Source organism: Aliiroseovarius conchicola (genome assembly GCF_041403445.1).
GTDB classification, from domain to species: Bacteria; Pseudomonadota; Alphaproteobacteria; order Rhodobacterales; family Rhodobacteraceae; genus Aliiroseovarius; species Aliiroseovarius conchicola.
In genome coordinates, this window is record NZ_JBGEHL010000001.1 from 10,205 (window position 1) to 26,305 (window position 16,101).

General features: G+C 59.2%; 14 protein-coding genes. 6 read left to right on the forward strand and 8 right to left on the reverse strand.

Going from position 1 to position 16,101, the window contains the following annotated elements:
• Positions 1–23: 23 nt before the first annotated feature.
• Positions 24–722 carry a DUF599 domain-containing protein gene (locus V6N04_RS00050; protein WP_371168066.1) on the forward strand — a complete coding sequence of 233 codons (699 nt, stop codon included), beginning with the start codon at positions 24–26 and terminating at the stop codon, positions 720–722.
• Here the strand turns inward: V6N04_RS00050 and V6N04_RS00055 are convergent.
• The 4 genes from V6N04_RS00055 to V6N04_RS00070 are packed head-to-tail and all read right to left on the reverse strand — an operon-like array spanning position 719 to position 7,453.
• Positions 719–2,812: a DUF7408 domain-containing protein gene (locus tag V6N04_RS00055; RefSeq protein WP_371168067.1), complete on the reverse strand. Its 2,094-nt coding sequence runs from the start codon at positions 2,810–2,812 to the stop codon at positions 719–721. The genes V6N04_RS00050 and V6N04_RS00055 overlap by 4 nt on opposite strands.
• Positions 2,809–5,598, reverse strand: a complete 2,790-nt coding sequence (locus V6N04_RS00060) for a DUF4159 domain-containing protein (RefSeq protein ID WP_371168068.1) — start codon at positions 5,596–5,598, stop codon at positions 2,809–2,811. The genes V6N04_RS00055 and V6N04_RS00060 overlap by 4 nt, the downstream gene beginning before the upstream one ends.
• Positions 5,595–6,452, reverse strand: a complete 858-nt coding sequence (locus V6N04_RS00065) for a DUF58 domain-containing protein (protein WP_371168069.1) — start codon at positions 6,450–6,452, stop codon at positions 5,595–5,597. The genes V6N04_RS00060 and V6N04_RS00065 overlap by 4 nt, the downstream gene beginning before the upstream one ends.
• Positions 6,449–7,453 carry an AAA family ATPase gene (locus tag V6N04_RS00070; protein WP_371168070.1) on the reverse strand — a complete coding sequence of 335 codons (1,005 nt, stop codon included), beginning with the start codon at positions 7,451–7,453 and terminating at the stop codon, positions 6,449–6,451. The genes V6N04_RS00065 and V6N04_RS00070 overlap by 4 nt, the downstream gene beginning before the upstream one ends.
• Before the next feature lie 59 nt (positions 7,454–7,512).
• On the opposite strand from V6N04_RS00070, the gene V6N04_RS00075 reads away from it, so the two are divergent.
• On the forward strand, positions 7,513–8,133 hold the full coding sequence (locus V6N04_RS00075) for a DUF1285 domain-containing protein (RefSeq protein WP_371168071.1): 621 nt from the start codon (positions 7,513–7,515) through the stop codon (positions 8,131–8,133).
• Positions 8,134–8,139: 6 nt separating this feature from the next.
• Here V6N04_RS00075 and V6N04_RS00080 read toward each other — a convergent pair whose 3' ends face one another.
• Positions 8,140–9,165, reverse strand: a complete 1,026-nt coding sequence (locus V6N04_RS00080) for a trans-3-hydroxy-L-proline dehydratase (RefSeq protein WP_371168614.1) — start codon at positions 9,163–9,165, stop codon at positions 8,140–8,142.
• A 107-nt stretch (positions 9,166–9,272) separates the two neighbouring features.
• Between V6N04_RS00080 and V6N04_RS00085 the strand changes: the two genes are divergently transcribed.
• The gene (locus V6N04_RS00085) at positions 9,273–10,406 is read left to right on the forward strand and encodes a THUMP domain-containing class I SAM-dependent RNA methyltransferase (protein WP_371168072.1); all 1,134 of its coding nucleotides are present in this window, start codon (positions 9,273–9,275) and stop codon (positions 10,404–10,406) included.
• A 54-nt stretch (positions 10,407–10,460) separates the two neighbouring features.
• On the opposite strand, the gene V6N04_RS00090 is transcribed toward V6N04_RS00085, so the two are convergent.
• Positions 10,461–11,234, reverse strand: a complete 774-nt coding sequence (locus tag V6N04_RS00090; protein WP_371168073.1) for a transporter substrate-binding domain-containing protein — start codon at positions 11,232–11,234, stop codon at positions 10,461–10,463.
• Positions 11,235–11,385: 151 nt separating this feature from the next.
• Here V6N04_RS00090 and V6N04_RS00095 point away from each other — a divergent pair, with 151 nt between their 5' ends.
• The 3 genes from V6N04_RS00095 (at position 11,386) to V6N04_RS00105 (ending at position 14,008) form a co-directional block, all read left to right on the forward strand.
• Positions 11,386–12,114, forward strand: a complete 729-nt coding sequence (locus V6N04_RS00095; RefSeq protein ID WP_371168074.1) for an amino acid ABC transporter ATP-binding protein — start codon at positions 11,386–11,388, stop codon at positions 12,112–12,114.
• A gap of 7 nt (positions 12,115–12,121) precedes the next feature.
• Complete coding sequence (locus tag V6N04_RS00100; RefSeq protein ID WP_371168075.1) at positions 12,122–12,895, forward strand: amino acid ABC transporter permease; 774 nt, start codon at positions 12,122–12,124, stop codon at positions 12,893–12,895.
• 90 nt (positions 12,896–12,985) lie between these two features.
• Positions 12,986–14,008, forward strand: a complete 1,023-nt coding sequence (locus tag V6N04_RS00105) for a LacI family DNA-binding transcriptional regulator (protein WP_371168076.1) — start codon at positions 12,986–12,988, stop codon at positions 14,006–14,008.
• 45 nt (positions 14,009–14,053) lie between these two features.
• Here the strand turns inward: V6N04_RS00105 and V6N04_RS00110 are convergent, their stop codons facing one another.
• Both V6N04_RS00110 and V6N04_RS00115 read right to left on the reverse strand, forming a co-directional pair.
• A complete protein-coding gene (locus V6N04_RS00110; protein WP_371168077.1) occupies positions 14,054–15,187 on the reverse strand; it encodes a Gfo/Idh/MocA family protein in 1,134 nt (377 codons plus the stop codon).
• A gap of 12 nt (positions 15,188–15,199) precedes the next feature.
• Positions 15,200–16,093, reverse strand: a complete 894-nt coding sequence (locus tag V6N04_RS00115) for a TIM barrel protein (RefSeq protein WP_371168078.1) — start codon at positions 16,091–16,093, stop codon at positions 15,200–15,202.
• Between the last annotated feature and the right edge of the window lie 8 nt (positions 16,094–16,101).

Genomic DNA, 16,101 nt, shown 5'->3' on the forward strand with positions numbered 1-16,101 from the left:
AGGAATAAAGGTAGCGTGCGCGCATGTCTTTTGCCGAACGCCTTTCGCTGTTTTCGCCGCTCGATGCGGTGGCCGCGGCTCTGATTATATTCGCGTGGATCGCCATAGGCTGGCGGATCGAGCACACTTCGGCTGCGCGCCCCTCCGTGTCCCGACTGGTCGCGCAATACCAGCGTGACTGGATGGAGCAGTTTGTCTCGCGGGAACCTCGGATATTCGACAGCGCCATTCTGGCTACGTTGCGCCAAGGCGCGAGTTTCTTTGCCTCTGCCTCGATGATTGCGATCGGGGGCAGCATGGCCCTACTTGGCAATACAGAGCGACTAAGCGGCGTGGCGCAGGACCTGACGCAGACCAGCGCGCCTGAGCTGGTCTGGGAAGTTAAGATACTGCTGGTCGTCCTGTTCCTGACAAACGCGTTTTTGAAATTCGTCTGGGCGCATAGGCTGTTTGGCTATTGCGCGGTTGTTATGGCCTCGGTGCCCAACGACGCTGGCGACGCAACCGCCCTGCCCCGCGCCCGCAAGGCTGGCGAGATCAATATCACCGCCGCGCGCAGTTTCAATCGCGGCCTCAGGTCTGTTTACTTCGCGATGGGTTCACTGGCATGGCTGATTGGGCCGATCACACTGATGCTGGCAACATTGCTGACGGTCGCTATCCTGTGGCGGCGCGAGTTCGCATCCCATTCGCGCGAAGTGCTATTGCAGCCTGACAGCTAACCGCGCTGCGGCCTGTCCCTTCGCCCTTCCCACAACCACGCACCGATAAGCGCTAGCGCCGCGATTGCCAGCATGAGCCAAGGCGGCGTTAGTGGCACGACGCGGATGGCCTGTGTCACAAAGGCGTTGCGAGGCGTATAGCCAATCCAGCCCTGACCATGGGCCTGACGTCCTGCACGCACAGGGCGTAAGAGCGGCAGCCCCTCTTCGATCCGTTTCACCGTACCGTTGGTTTGCACGGCAAGTGGTCTAAGAATACTCGCATCCGCAATCGGTTGTTCAAACTCGCGCGGAGCTGCAGTGCCGCGAATGGCCACCGTGGCAAGGTCGCCTTGCTCGACCCGGTACAGACCCTGGTCGCGGGCACTGAGGGCGCCTTCGAACAGGCCGGGAGCAACCTCATCAAGCTGGACGGTCAATTCCGTCCCGTCGGGCGCTGTGACGATGGCATCGGGGGCCGTATCGCCCATGCTGCGCCGCGTGATCGACAGACCGGTTTCAGTCGGACTTGCACTCAGGGCTTCTTCTTCCAACTCCGGCTCGCGCATCAGCCAATGGGCCAACCTGCGCAAAAGCTCCAAATGTGGTCCGCCACCCTCATAGCCGCGTGCCCAGAGCCACGCGTGATCCGACCCAAGAAGGGCGACCCGCCCGTCCTCGACCCGATCAACGGTCAAAAGCGCACTGCCATCTGGCCCGGCAAGAATGGTATGGCCAGCGGTTGGTTCAAGCTCGACCCGTCGCAGCCAAGACCCCCAACCATCATCAGGGGCAAAGTCTTGCAGGTCCTGGGTCACGGGGTGGCGCGCACCGGGCGCACTGATTTCAGGCCGAAACGCGTCTTCGATCAATCGACCGGTTGGATAAGCAGGCAAGATGGAGGACAGACCAGAGCGCGCAATACTCTCGGCGCTGGCCAATGCAGGCCCTGCTGAAATCAGCACCGCGCCCCCGCGTTCTACATAAGCGCGCACGCTGTCCAGATAGCCGCCGGGCAGAATGCCTCGCAGCCGGTATCTGTCAAAGATAATCAAGTCGAACTCGTCGATCTTCTCAACAAAAAGTTCTTGGATAGGGAAGGCAATCAAGCTCAGCTCGTTCACCGGGACCCCGTCTTGTTTTTCCATTGGACGCAGGATGGTGAAATGCACCAGATCCACAGCACTGTCGGATTTCAATAGGTTGCGCCACGTCCGTGTGCCGGGATGTGGTGTGCCCGAAACCAACAACACACGTAGCCGATCGCGCACCCCATTAATCTCGACCGCGGCGGCATTGTTTCGATCGGTCAGCTCGCCCTCGCGCGGTGGAAGTGCGATGTGGATCAGATTGCGCCCAGCATGGGTCAGCGTCAGGGGCAAAACGATCTCTTGCCCGACACGAGCCGTCAGCGGCTCTGGCTCTCCTCCATCACGCGACACCGTCAGTTCGACCATTTCATCCAAACCAGCCCGCGCGCCCAGTGCATCGACCCGCAAGCGGATTTCGGTCGGCTCGTCCAGAATAGCAAATGCCGGGGCTTGAAGGACAGACAAGCGCAGATCCCAATCTGCGGCACGGCCCGTTAATAAACCGTGGAACGGTGCCGACAGATCAGATGACAGGCCAGATGGCAGGTCCGCGTCATGGACCACACCATCCGTGATCGTCACCACCCCTGCCACCCGTTCGCGGGGCAAATCAGCCAACGCAGACGCAACGGCCGCCATCAGTTGCGTGCCTTCGGGGGCGGCGGGGTCTGCCAATTCGGATAAGGTCCGAACGGACAAATCCAATCCACCACGCGCGGCCACGCCGGCTTGCAGCGCGTCAATCGCGGCGGCGTTTTGTTCGCCTCGGTCGCCAAGCCCTTGCGAGGCGCTGTCGTCAATCACGACCAGCAGAAGGTCGGACAGTGGCTCGCGATCTTCTTGTTGCAACGACGGCCCCGAAAGCGCGATCAGCACCGCCAATGCGGCCAACGCTCTGAGTGCCCAACCCGCCAGCCCCCGCCAGATCGCCAGCGCTAGTGCGGCAACCGTCAGCGCCGCCAGCGCTGCAATCACTGGCCATGGCAGACCGGGTGAGAATATGATGTCCGATGCGTTCATTCGCCCAGCCTGTCCAGCAATGCAGGCACATGGACTTGATCGGACTTATAATTCCCGGTCAGCACATGCATGACCAGATTGACCCCGAACCGGATCGCCATTTCGCGTTGACGCTGGCCAGCTTGCCCACGCCCAACCGGGAACATCGGCGCGCCGTCGGACCGGATCGCCCATGCCCCAGCCCAGTCGTTACCGCCAATGATCACCGGGCTAACGCCGTCATTCAGGTTACGAAACGGCATCCCCTCGGCCCGTTCGGCATTTGGGGGTGCGGCTTCGACCCAAGCAGCACCCCGTGCACGACCGGGGAACTCCTCAAGCAGATAGAAGGCGCGTGTCAGGACGTGATCGTATGGCACCGGCTCTAACGCGGGCAGTCCAAGCGGCAACGCGATGGTCCTGAGCCTGCGCGAGGCGGGGCTGTCGCCGCCAAACCCCTCGTCCCGTGTATCGAAAAGGATAAACCCGCCACCCGCCAGATAGCGTTTAAGCCGGTCATAGGCTTGCGGACTGGGCTGCGCCGTCCCGGCAGTGACAGGCCAGTACAGGAAGGGGTAGACCGAAAGTTCGTCCACCTCGATATCAAGCCCGATCGGGGGTAGCGGTTCGACCGAGGTCCGCAGGTACAACTGATCTGACAACCCCAAAAGACCCGCCTTCGCAACCTCGTCGGTTTGCGCGTCGCCGGTCAAGACATGGGCAAGCGTCACAGTCCCCGCCGCAGCAACGGACTGGCCGAGCGCATCGGAGGATTGCGCACGCACCACTTGTGGGCCGCCCATCACGCCACCGGCTACAAGCGCAATAAGAACCACGCTGGTCCGTAGCGCGCGTGTTGTCGCACTTGTCCGGCCCAAACGACCAGACAGCCACAGGCTTGCCATAACATCTATAAGACCAAGGATCAGCACAGCGGCCAAAAAATACGGAGCGAGATCGCGGGCAGCACTGCGATCTTCCCAGCGCGGCGTAATCCGCGCGGGCCATGTTGCGGGGCTAAGAACGGCATCGGCCTGTAACGTGTTGACGGCAAACCGGCGATCACCATCCGCGTAAATGCCCGGCGGGACCTGCGCACTGGCACCGTTCAACAGCTGTGGCCCAGCAATGCCTGCCATGGCTCCTGCCGGCCCGAGTTGCCCGAACGCATCAAGCAGCCGTTCGCCAACCCATTGTGTGCCCTCAAGCGTTTCGGCCCTTGCCTGCCCCGGTTGCGAGGATACAGCCAGACGCTCAAGCATCTGAACAAACAAGCCCGATAGTGACAGGGTTGACCATTCGGCGTTGGCGGAAATGTGGAACAGCACCACCTGCCCGTCACCCAAGGTCTTGCGTGTCACCAGTGGCGTGCCATCTGCAAGCGACGCCAGCGTGCGCTGCGCCAAGTCAGGCGCGGGTTCGGCAAGAATCTGGGCGTTCACCAGCACATCGTCAGGGATGGGCAGCCCATAAAAAGGCGAGCTTTCGTCAAACGGGGCCAACGCGCGTGGCGCGCCCCAGCTCATCGCGCCGCCGACGACACGCCCACCAGCCCGAAGCCGCACCGGCAGCAAGATATCTTCGACACCACGGCCCGTGTCGGCCGCGGCAAGTCGAGGTCCTGCAAACCGCAACAGCAGCCCGCCCTGCGCCACCCAAGCCGCCAACGCCTTCTGATCATCATCCGCAAGACCCGGAACATCGGGCAGAATGATCACCTCGGGTCCCGCTTCGATCAAGGTCGAGATATCGTCTCCGTCGATCACTTCGGCCGAGGGCACCAGCGCCTCGCGCAGGTAATGCAGGGGGGACAAAAGCTCCAACCCTTCGCGGGACTGCGCACCGGACAACAGTGCCACGCGACGTCGCCGCAGACTGTCATCTGCCAGTGAAACCGCACCTGCTGCCCGTATGTCGGCAATCTGAAACCGAGTGAGACGATTGCGGAGTTCGGGCGGTAGACTGATCCGCGCCTCTGCTTCGCTTTCACCAACCCCGAAGGGAACCGAGACCGTCATCAGCACGCGTTCGACACCCGAAGGATCGGGGCCATGTGCCTCGACGGTCAGGTCCTGCGGCAGATCGGCCTCGCTGCGCCGCACAGGTAAAACCAAGGCGCCGTCCTGTGGCTGGGCGGGCAAAAGACCCAATCTGGGGGCGGTGGGTTGTAAGACCTCCACATCGCCACGCGTTTCAAATGCGGCCAACAGCGCTGCGCGCCCCGAACGCTCCAGCCCGTCTGACAACCAGATCGTGTCTGCAGATTGTTGGTTCGCCACCCACGTCTCGGCCACGCCGTAAGCCGCGTTCCATGCAACCGGGGACAATCCGGGAAGACGGCTTCTCCAATCGCCTGCGCTGAGCCATTGCGCTGGCCGCGCATCTGGTTCGGCAACTTCATGCGACAAGACAATGGCCACAGGACGCCCAGCCTGCGCAGCACTGTCCAACCGGCGCTCGATCGCTGTTATCCGCTGCGGCCAGTCGGACGCCGACGCCCAACCAGCATCCGCGAAAATCAAAAGCGGTCCCTGTCCATCTTGGCGGGGTTCCGGGTTCAAAACGGGGCCTGCGAACCCAATGATCAGGGCGGCAATGGCCATAAGACGCGAGAGCAGCAACCACCACGGCGTCCGGTCACTCTCTGCCTCGCGATCTTCCAGTCCCAACAATAGCGTGACGGCGGGGAACCGACGGCGGATCGGCGCAGGCGGGACGGCCCTGAGCAACCACCAAAGGACGGGCAACACAACAAGTGCGGCCAAAATCCACGGCGTCGTGAACGCTATGGGAAGCCCCGCGATCATCTTGGCCCCTCAATCGCGTGATAGAGCCACAAAAGCGCAGCGCTGGCCGGATCGGCACTGTGATGGGTATGAAACTGCCAGCCAGTTTGGCGCGCAAGGTCTGCGACCTCGGCCTTGCGGGTGGCCAGCCGCTCCAGATAACGATCCCGTAAATCGCGCGCCTGTGTCGTATCATGTTCCAGCGTGCCCGAGACATCTTCGAAAATCATGCGACCGCGAAACGGGAAGGCTTCTTCGACCGGGTCGAGCACTTGCAGCAAGGCCCCTTTTACGCCGCGATCCGCCGCCTTGGTCACAGCGCGTGTGATCGGGGCAAGATCCCCAAGGTAATCCGATAAGAAAACGGCGCGCGACCTTGGTGGCATATCTGAAAAGTCAGCGTCCTGCGTGCCGGTCAATCCATCAACCATCCGTCTAAGCGCAAGGTCGCCCCGTCCGGCGGGGATCGCATTTCCGACAAGCCCCACACGTTCGCCGCCGCGCACCAATAGCGTGGCCAACGCCAGCGCCAACACTCGCGCCAATACGCCCTTCTCAGGCACATCTTGTGACGAGGCAAACGCCATCGATTCCGAGGGATCGACCCAGAACAACACACTTTGCGCCGCCTGCCATTCTTTCTCTTGCACATAGTGATGGTCAGACCGGGCAGAACGCCGCCAGTCGATCAGACGTGCCGGATCGCCGGGTTGCGCCGGACGAAACTGCCAAAATGCATCGCCCTGCCCCGGTCGCTTACGCCCGTGCTCTCCCAATTCCACGCTAGAGGCCAGGTGCTGTGCTTGCGCAAGCAGAGGCGGCAGGCGCTCGGCCAGCGCCTCGGCCCGTGATCGCAAGGTGGGGTCGGGTGTCATGCGGCCGCCACAGATTGCGTCGCCTGCGCGACGACGGCGTCGATCACAGCGGGCAAATCATGCCCGGCAGCGCGGGCACCGTAGCTAAGCGCCATGCGGTGGCTCAGCACTGGGCGGGCCAAGGCGCGCAGATCGTCAATGCCGGGCGCCAGCCGCCCATCAATCAAAGCCCGCGCCCGTGTAAGCAGCATCAACGCCTGCGCCGCACGCGGCCCCGGCCCCCAGCTGACCGTATCCCGCACGATCTGCGGGGCGGTGTCATCATCCGGGCGACAAGCGCGCACAAGATCAAGGATCGCATCGACCACGCTTTCTCCGATGGGCATTTGCCGCAACAGAGTTTGTGCTGCAATCAGCTCAGCCCCAGAAAATACCGGTTCGGCTTTCGCGTCCTCTGTACCGGTTGTTGCCAAAAGGATATCCCGTTCGGCCTGTCGGTCCGGATAGTCCACATCCACCTGCAACAAAAACCGATCAAGCTGTGCCTCGGGCAAAGGGTACGTCCCCTCTTGTTCCAACGGGTTTTGGGTGGCCAACACATGGAACGGCTCGCCCAGATCATGGGACTGCCCGGCGATCGAGACTTTGTGTTCCTGCATCGCCTGCAAAAGCGCGGATTGGGTGCGGGGACTGGCGCGGTTGATCTCGTCCGCCAACAAGAGTTGGCAAAAGATCGGCCCTTTCAGAAACCGAAAGGAACGCGTGCCATCGCTGTTTTCTTCCAGCACCTCAGCCCCCAAAATGTCTGAAGGCATAAGGTCTGGCGTGAATTGGATGCGCCCCTCGCCCAACCCCATGACGGTCGACAGGGTTTCCACCAATCGTGTTTTTCCAAGGCCGGGCAACCCGATAAGCAACGCATGGCCACCCGCCAGAAGGGCCGACAAAGTCAGCTCGACCACTTGATCCTGACCAATAATCCGGCGCGATATCACATCCTTGGCCTGCGCGAGCTTTTCGCCCAGCGCCTCTATCTCGTTCACAAGGGTTTCGTTCGTCATGGAAATTCCTCCGCACCGCGTCTACATATCATTAAAGGCCAATCTGTCCGGGGGAACAAATGACAAAAGCGCCAAGTGACGGGAAATCGCCGGAAAATGCACCAAAGGGTGCGAATGTCGCCGAGGCTTTGGCGCAGGCCGCACGTCAGGCGGGCAAAAAGGGGCCGCCGCCCGTGCATTTGTGGAACCCGCCCTTTTGCGGCGATCTTGATATGCGCATCGCGCGGGATGGCACGTGGTTCTATCTTGGCACCCCAATAGGTCGCCATGAGTTGGTCAAGCTGTTCTCTTCGATTATTCGTAAAGACGGCGAAGACTATTTCCTTGTCACTCCGGTCGAGAAAGTTGGCATTACCGTTGATGACGCCCCCTTCGTGGCGATTGACTTCGAGGCCAAAGGCACCGGGCATGACCAAGTGCTGACCTTCACAACCCATGTTGGTGATGAGACCAGCGCAGGACCTGACGCCCCGATCCGCATCGTGCGTGATTCTGAGACCGGCGAGCCGTCACCTTATGTGCTGGTGCGCACCAATCTTGAGGCTCTGATTGATCGCAAAAGCTTCTATCGGCTCATTGATCTTGGGGCGCATGAGGATCAGGACGGCGAAAGCTGGTTTGGCCTGTGGTCTGGCGGCACGTTTTTCCCGATCATTCCATCAGTCGAGCTTGACGTCTGACCTCGCTTAAGACGCGCCCCAAGTGTCGCGCAACCGATAGCCTTCGGGCCATGGATCGGACGGGTCCAGCATATGCTGATGCGTGCCGGTGATCCAAGCACGGCCTGAGATTTCCGGTATAATCGCGGGCCGCCCGTTAAGATCAACCTGTTTGGCTATCCGACAACGAAACTCGCTGTCGATGACCGAGCGTGCCTGATACTGATCACCCGCCTCCATTTGCCCCTTCGCCAACATCACCGCCATGCGGGCTGACGCACCTGTCCCACAGGGCGAGCGGTCCAATTTGCCCGGCTTGATCGCCACCGTGTTGCGGCCAGACAGGATGTTACCATCCCGCGAAAGTCGCCCCGCAATCTGGCAAAACGAGATATGGTTCCAATCCGTAACGGGATGGTTGAAGCCTAGCTGCTCGTTGGCCGCATCGGTAATCTTCGCGCCGGTGCGGGCCAAGTCGGCTGCCTCGTCCGGGGATAGGGTGAATCCCAAATCATCTGCATCGACAATAACGAAACTGTCCCCTCCGAACGCCGTATCGACGCGCAAGGCTCCAATGCCCTCCACCTCGATCATTGCATCGATCCGGTCAGCGAAACTTTCGACATTCTGCACGTAGACGCGACGGACTTCTCCGTCTTTGCATTCCGCACGCACCCGCACCAACCCGCCGGGCGCTTCCAGCGTCAGATGGGTTTCGGGTTCTTGCATGGGAAGAATACCACTGCTCAAGAGCACGGTGGAGATGCAGATTGAATTGGACCCCGACATCGGTGGCGTGTCTTCGGGTTCCATGATGATCCAAGCCGCGTCTGCTTCTTGATGTTTCGGAGGCACCAGCAAGTTCACATGGCGAAACACGCCCCCTCGTGGTTCGTTCAGCACGAAATTGCGTAATGTCTGGTCCTCGGCGATGAAGCGGCTTTGCTCCCAAATCGTGTCGCCGGGCGGAGGGGCCACGCCGCCAACGATAACATCCCCGACCTCGCCTTCGGCGTGACAGGACACAACGTGGATTGTCTTTGAGCTGCGCATCATCAGACCCTTTTGGATTGGAGTTCCCGTCACTGTGTTCACTGTTCACACGCCACACAAGCACAATTCGCCTCGCCCAGCCCCATATGATGGGCTATGGGGTGTCCATGACCAGCACAGACGCAATCGCAAATACGTTCGAAATCTTCCTCGTGGCCCCACCCGGTCTGGAGCCGTTTCTGGCCGAAGAGGCCCGCGCAGCAGGCTTCGCGACCCCGGCCGCAAGTCCCGGCGGCGTCACCACGCATGGCGGATGGGATGAGGTTTGGCGGGCAAACCTGACGTTGCGCGGCGCCACGCGGGTACTGGTGCGTCTGGGAAGCTTTCGCGCTTTCCACTTGGCACAGTTGGACAAGCGGTCACGCAAATTCCCTTGGGCAGACTTCCTGCGCGCTGACACACCCGTCAGGGTCGAAGCCGTTTGCAAACGTTCGAAAATCTACCACCACAAAGCAGCCGCGCAGCGGGTTGAGAAGGCGATTGCCGAAGAGCTGGGTGCGACGATCTCGAAGGATGCCGCTTTGGTCTTGAAAGTACGGATCGACGACAATCTGGTGACCATCAGCTTGGATACATCCGGGGAAAGCTTGCACAAGCGCGGCTATAAAACCGCGACAGGCAAGGCCCCAATGCGCGAGAATTTGGCCGCGCTGTTTCTGAAGGCCGCCGGATATGACGGGCAAGAACCGGTATTGGACCCCATGTGTGGATCGGGCACGTTCCTGATCGAAGCGGCCGAGATGTCAGTGGGACTATTGCCCGGCCGGGCACGGCATTTCGCGTTTGAGAACCTAGCGAGCTTTGATAACGACGCGTTCGCGGGCATGAAAACTGCGGCGGGCGTAGACGTGACTGCGCAAAGCCCACGCTTCTTTGGCTCAGATCGCAACGCAGGAGCGATCAAGAACAGCATCCAGAACGCCGAAGCCGCCGGAATTGCCACACTCACACAGTTCACCGAGGGTTCGATCAGCGACCTTCAACGACCCGATAGCCCCCCGGGCCTTGTCATCGTGAACCCGCCTTATGGGGGACGGATCGGCAATAAGAAGCTGCTCTTCGCGCTTTATGGCTCACTGGGCAAAGTGCTGGTGGAGCGGTTCAAAGGCTGGCGCGTGGGCATCATCACCAGTGACGGCGGCTTGGCGAAGGCCACAGGCCTGCCGTATTTGCAGCCCGGTCCCCCCGTGGATCATGGTGGAACAAAGGTGAAGCTTTATCAAACGGCCAAGCTGTCGTAGCTCCATAAAAAAAGGCCGGGCAAATCACCCGGCCTTTGCTTTGAGCTGATTAGCTTAAAGACCCCATTTCGCGGCCGTCGCTTCGAAGAAACCTTTTTCTTTCTTCAGCTTGATCCAGCTGTTGACGTAGTTGATCCAAACCTGATCGGTTTGCGGCAGCAGCATCGCAATTGGAGTTGGCGAGCGCGGCTCATCCACCGAGATCGCAGCAACCTGCGGGAATTTCTCGGTCAAGGTGGCGCCTTCGATGTTCGACGTGATGAACACGTCTGCCCGGCCTGCTAATACCTCTTGGTAGCCGCGCGCAGGTGCCTCGACCACTTTGATATCTGCATTTGGGAACCACTCGCGAACGAATTTCTCAAACGAGGTGCCAAGAGTTGTGGCCACCTTCACGTCGGGTTGGTTGATCGAGTCCCACCCGTCATAGTTCCCAACCTTGCCTGATGTGGTGAACGGCAAGAAGTGGACCGAGATATACGAGTCTGAATAACCCGCAACCTTCATCCGTGATGGCGAAACCGAGGCCGACCCGGTCATTTGATACTTGCCAGCAACAATCCCGTTCACCAGTGTTTTCCAATCGGTCGCAACGAATTCCAGCTCGACCTCAAGGTCCTTGGCAAGCTCTGTCATGATGTCGATATCGTAACCACGATAGCTGTCCGTTGCCGGGTCCTTCATCGTCATCGGGTTCCAATCGCCCGTCGTGCCGACCTTCAGGACACCGCCTGACAAAATTTCATTCAGAGCTGACTGAGCTTGCGCCCCGCCTACCATCGTAGACAAAGCCAGCAGACCTGCCCCTAGAGTTCGCAAAAAGTTCATCGCGCGCTGTCCTTTTGGTGTTAGTAAATTTGATACAAGTTCGTATAGCATACCGATTAATGCAGCGGTTGGACCCGCCGCTCACAATCAGTTGAACAGATCGCGGGCTAAAGAACAAGTGGCGAACAGGACGCAAGAGGCGGGCACAGGTATGGCGCAAAGTGAACACGCGATCATTATGGATGGCGTCAGCAAATGGTACGGAGACTTTCAGGTCCTCAAGGACATTTCGCTGAATGTCGATCAGGGCGAGAAGCTGGTGATCTGTGGTCCGTCGGGATCTGGCAAGTCGACAGTCGTGCGCCTTTTGGCTGGGTTGGAGACCCACCAGAAGGGTGACATTAGCCTTTATGACAAAGCCGTCAACGCCCAAGGGCGCGGCGACATCGGTATGGTATTCCAACAGTTTAACCTGTTCCCGCATCTTAGTGTCATGGACAATCTGACATTGGGGCCGGTCCGGGCCTCTGGCATATCGCGCGCAGAAGCCAAGGAGCGCGCCATGTCATATTTGGAGCGGGTGCGCATTCCAGAGCAAGCCGACAAACGTCCCGGTCAACTGTCAGGCGGGCAGCAGCAACGGGTCGCGATCGCGCGGTCGTTGTGCATGGAACCCAAACTGATGCTATTTGACGAGCCGACATCGGCGCTCGACCCAGAGATGATTGCTGAGGTGCTAGACGTAATGGAAGATTTGGCGCGCGACGGCATGACGATGATCTGCGTTACTCACGAAATGGGATTTGCCCGCCGTGTAGCGGACCGGATTGCCTTCATGGATGCCGGCGAAATGGTGGAAATCGGAACGCCAGATGCAGTGTTTGACGCGCCGAAATCCGACCGGTTCGCCCAGTTCCTTGACAAAATTTTGAAGCATTGAGGGGATGATGATGACCAAGACACGGCTGGCCTTCGCGCTCCTCCCGCTCTTTGCCTTGACCGCCTGCTCGGCTCCTCCGGGTACGTGGGGATGGTATGTCATCGACCCATCAACCAACACGGGCTGGACCAATGTGAAATTCCTGTTCAGGGGCTTTTCGTCCACCATTCAGATATCGGTGTTGGCCGCTGTTGCATCAATTGTGATCGGGTTGGTCGTTGCCCTTCCTGCTTTCTCAGAAAGCCGGTGGTTGCGTCTGCCCAATCGCATTTATGTGGAGTTCATCCGCGCGATTCCCCTGCTTCCTATGCTGTTTTGGGTGTTTTACGGCTTGCCGGTGGTCCTTCGCTCTATGGGCATGAACATCTCAATCGATCCGTTCTGGGGGGCCGTCATCACGCTTGCCATATCTGACAGCGCCTTCACCGCCGAGATTTTCCGTTCGGGCATTCAAGCTGTTCCCCGCGGCCAGTCAGAAGCATCACAGACAGTCGGGCTTAGCCGGGCGCAAGCGATGCGATACGTGATCCTGCCGCAAGCCATCCGACGCATTCTGCCGCCACTGGCCAACCAATTTATCTATATCGTGAAGATGTCAGCGTTTGCGTCGGTCATCGGAATGGAAGAACTGACCCGTCGCGCGAACGAGCTGGTTGTCACCGAATACCGCCCGCTTGAGATCTACACGCTCCTCATTTTGGAATATCTGGTGCTGGTGCTCATCATCTCAGCCGGGGTGCGTTGGTTGGAACGCAAGATGGGGGCGAATGAAAGCCGCTAGGCCCGGATACAACACCTCGCTTCCGGTTGTAATTTTTCACGTGCTCCCGTGTCACGAACCCTCTAAAACATCCTCTGAAAGGGGTTTTGGATGGTTGTGACGCTTAAAGATGTGGCTCTGCGCGCGGGTGTATCGCGATCCGCCGTGTCCCGTACTTTTACAGAGGGCGCTTCGGTTTCGGGCAAGATGCGCGAGAAGGTGTTGGAAGCGGCAGAACAGCTTGGCTACCGCCCCAATGCGCTTGCCTCTAGCCTGACCACCGGCACCACTGGCATGGTGGGTCTGGTCTCGAACAACTTCCATAACCCAATGTTTATGCAGGTCTTTGATCTGTTTACACAAAAGCTTCAAGAACGTGGATTGAAACCCCTTCTGGTCAATCTGCCAGAGGGCGCCGGCGCCAAAGACACGATCCATATGATGCAACAATATTCGGTCGATGGGGTGGTTATTGCATCCTCCACCCTGCCCGCTGATTTCGCATATGCATTTCGCAAGGCTGGCATCCCGGTTGTTCACACATTTGCGCGCCACACCGGCAATCCAAACGTCCATATCGTCGGAATCGACAATGTAGAGGCAGGCCGGGCGGCAGCTATGACCTTGTCCGAACGCAGCTATACCCATGTTGGATTTCTGGGTGGTCCCGAACATGCATCAACAACCGAGGATCGTTGGAAAGGGTTTCGCGACAGGATCAAACGGATCGGCAAAATGACGGTCGATGTGAGCTTTGCCGAAGCATACACATTCCAAGCTGGCCGCGCCGCGATGCAGGACATTCTGGCACAAGACGACCGGCCCGAGGCGTTTTTTTGCGGCGATGACGTCATTGCAATTGGCGCACTCAGTGCCATTCAGGATGCCGGTTTGAACTGCCCTACCGATATCGGGCTTCTAGGCGTCAACAACATGGAAATCGCGGCGTGGAACAACATCAACCTGACAACGATTCACCAACCGCTGGAGGAAATAATTGATGCCACGGTGCGTCTGGTAACCAAAGTGATGCGGCAACGTGGGGATCGGTTGGCCGTGGATCGCCCACCCGAGGCACGGTTGTTTCCCTGTCATGTGGTGGAACGCGGTACATTGCGTCCGCTCACAACGTAACGAAAGCGGCAAGCTGCGTGGACGCGCAGCCTGCCGGTTTTATACTTAGCGAAAGATAGACGGACGCGCGTCCATCCAGCGGCCGCCACCCTTCGCAGACTCAACAGCAGTGTGGACTGCCGCCATGGAACGCACGCCATCAGCTGCATTTGGCAATCCGTCGCGGACCTCTCCGGCGATGGCATCTGCCAGATCGCAATAGATGTTCGCAACCGCCAAAGGGAACCCTTCGGGGTGGGCAATGGCCACGCGCGACAGGCGCTGTGCGTCTTCGTGCAATCCACCCTCGCCCTTCTCGATGATCTGGGTGCGACCCCCAACCGGCGTATAGATCAGCTGGTTCGGTTGTTCTGATGCCCAGCGCAGCCCACCGGTTTCGCCAAACACCTGAATGTCGAACCCATGCTGGCGACCAATGGCCACCGACGAGGTCCAAAGCCGCCCGACCGTACCACCCGTCATGCGGAAATTGACCATAGCGTCATCTTCCAGCTCGCGACTTGGGATGGTGGACGCAAAATCGGCAGACAGGCTCTCGACTTCGTCGTCCGCAATGAAGCTCGCCATATGGAGCGCATGTATTCCGCAATCTGCGAACTGGCCAGAGACACCAGCCATCGCCGGATCATAACGCCAGCGCACACGCGGATTATCGGCATCCGTGGCGTCGCCGTGATGACCGTGACTAAAGTTCGTGACGACTAGGCGGACATTGCCAATCTCTCCATTTCGCACCATTGCACGGGCTTGGCGCACCATGGGATAGGCTGAATAGCAGTAATTTACAGCGCAGATTTTACCCGACTTTTCCACGACTTTGACGATTTCTTCGCCTTCCTCGACGGTCATCGTCATCGGCTTCTCGCACAGCACGTTGAACCCAGCCTCAAGGAAGGCCTTGGTAATCTCGAAATGTGTGGCGTTTGGCGTCGCGACTGTCACCAGATCGATCCCGTCATCGCGACCCTTCTCACCCGCCAACATTTCTTGCCAATCGCCATAGGCGCGATCAGCCGCAATCCCCAAACGCTGAGCGTATTCGCGCCCCACATCTGCGCGGTGATCCAGCGCCCCCGCGGTGAATTCAAACCGCCCATCCGCAAGTGCGCCCAAGCGGTGTGCAGGACCGATTTGGCTGCCTTCGCCGCCACCGATCATGCCCCATTTCAATTTCGTCATTTCGGCAGCTCCTTACTGAAACCCAATGGATTCAAGGTATTCACGGTTTAGGCGTGCGTCGCCTACCGGATCGGGGTCCAAGGTGGGGTCGCAATCTTGCTCAACTGTACACCAACCTTCAAAACCTGCATCTAACAGCACCTGACGCACGGCCGGGAAGTCGACGTCTCCGTCGCCCAAATTGCAGAATATGCCCTGCCCGCAGGCGTCATAGAATCCGGTGCGTTTGGCAATCACATCGGCCTTCACCTTTGGGTCGATATCTTTGAAATGCATATAGGAAATCCTGTCGATATGCCGTTTCATAAACGCGACCGGATCAAAACCGGCATACGAGTGATGCCCAGTATCAAAGCAGATTTTCAGGATTTTCTCGTCAACTTCGTCCAGCAACCGCTCAAGCTCTGGTTCGAAATCCATAAACCCTCCGGCATGGGCGTGAATGCCGACCGTCAGGCCGTATTCTTCCGAACCGATCCGAGCTGTCTCGGCGATGCGGTCGCGATAAGCGGTCCACTCGGCCTTATCCATCTGCTCGGCTTCAGAACCGCGCCCAGCGGTCGGCGCACGGCGTGGCGAGATCGAGTCGATCAGCACCAAATGCTGCGCCCCGTGGGCTTTCAGCGCCTTACAGGTGCGGTGCGTTCCATCCAGAACATCGTCCCACTTATCCGGGTCGTGATAAGCGCGAAACACAACGCCACCGATCAGTTCCAGATCATGTTCAGCCAAACCGTCCGCAAGGATCGCAGGGTCTTCAGGCATGAAGCCAACCGGTCCCAACTCGATCCCCTTATACCCTGCGTCAGCACAGTCTTTCAGGACCGATTTCCAGCTTGGATTGCGCGGATCATCCGCAAATTCCACACCCCAGGAACAGGGCGCATTGCCAATTCTGATTGTCATCTAAGAGC

Excerpts from the sequence above, each read along its gene's own strand:
- V6N04_RS00050 (WP_371168066.1), top strand. The coding sequence starts at position 24 with ATGTCTTTTGCCGAACGCCTTTCGCTGTTTTCGCCGCTCGATGCGGTG.
- V6N04_RS00055 (WP_371168067.1), bottom strand. The coding sequence starts at position 2,812 with ATGAACGCATCGGACATCATATTCTCACCCGGTCTGCCATGGCCAGTG.
- V6N04_RS00060 (WP_371168068.1), bottom strand. The coding sequence starts at position 5,598 with ATGATCGCGGGGCTTCCCATAGCGTTCACGACGCCGTGGATTTTGGCC.
- V6N04_RS00065 (WP_371168069.1), bottom strand. The coding sequence starts at position 6,452 with ATGACACCCGACCCCACCTTGCGATCACGGGCCGAGGCGCTGGCCGAG.
- V6N04_RS00070 (WP_371168070.1), bottom strand. The coding sequence starts at position 7,453 with ATGACGAACGAAACCCTTGTGAACGAGATAGAGGCGCTGGGCGAAAAG.
- V6N04_RS00075 (WP_371168071.1), top strand. The coding sequence starts at position 7,513 with ATGACAAAAGCGCCAAGTGACGGGAAATCGCCGGAAAATGCACCAAAG.
- V6N04_RS00080 (WP_371168614.1), bottom strand. The coding sequence starts at position 9,165 with ATGCGCAGCTCAAAGACAATCCACGTTGTGTCCTGTCACGCCGAAGGC.
- V6N04_RS00085 (WP_371168072.1), top strand. The coding sequence starts at position 9,273 with ATGACCAGCACAGACGCAATCGCAAATACGTTCGAAATCTTCCTCGTG.
- V6N04_RS00090 (WP_371168073.1), bottom strand. The coding sequence starts at position 11,234 with ATGAACTTTTTGCGAACTCTAGGGGCAGGTCTGCTGGCTTTGTCTACG.
- V6N04_RS00095 (WP_371168074.1), top strand. The coding sequence starts at position 11,386 with ATGGCGCAAAGTGAACACGCGATCATTATGGATGGCGTCAGCAAATGG.
- V6N04_RS00100 (WP_371168075.1), top strand. The coding sequence starts at position 12,122 with ATGATGACCAAGACACGGCTGGCCTTCGCGCTCCTCCCGCTCTTTGCC.
- V6N04_RS00105 (WP_371168076.1), top strand. The coding sequence starts at position 12,986 with ATGGTTGTGACGCTTAAAGATGTGGCTCTGCGCGCGGGTGTATCGCGA.
- V6N04_RS00110 (WP_371168077.1), bottom strand. The coding sequence starts at position 15,187 with ATGACGAAATTGAAATGGGGCATGATCGGTGGCGGCGAAGGCAGCCAA.
- V6N04_RS00115 (WP_371168078.1), bottom strand. The coding sequence starts at position 16,093 with ATGACAATCAGAATTGGCAATGCGCCCTGTTCCTGGGGTGTGGAATTT.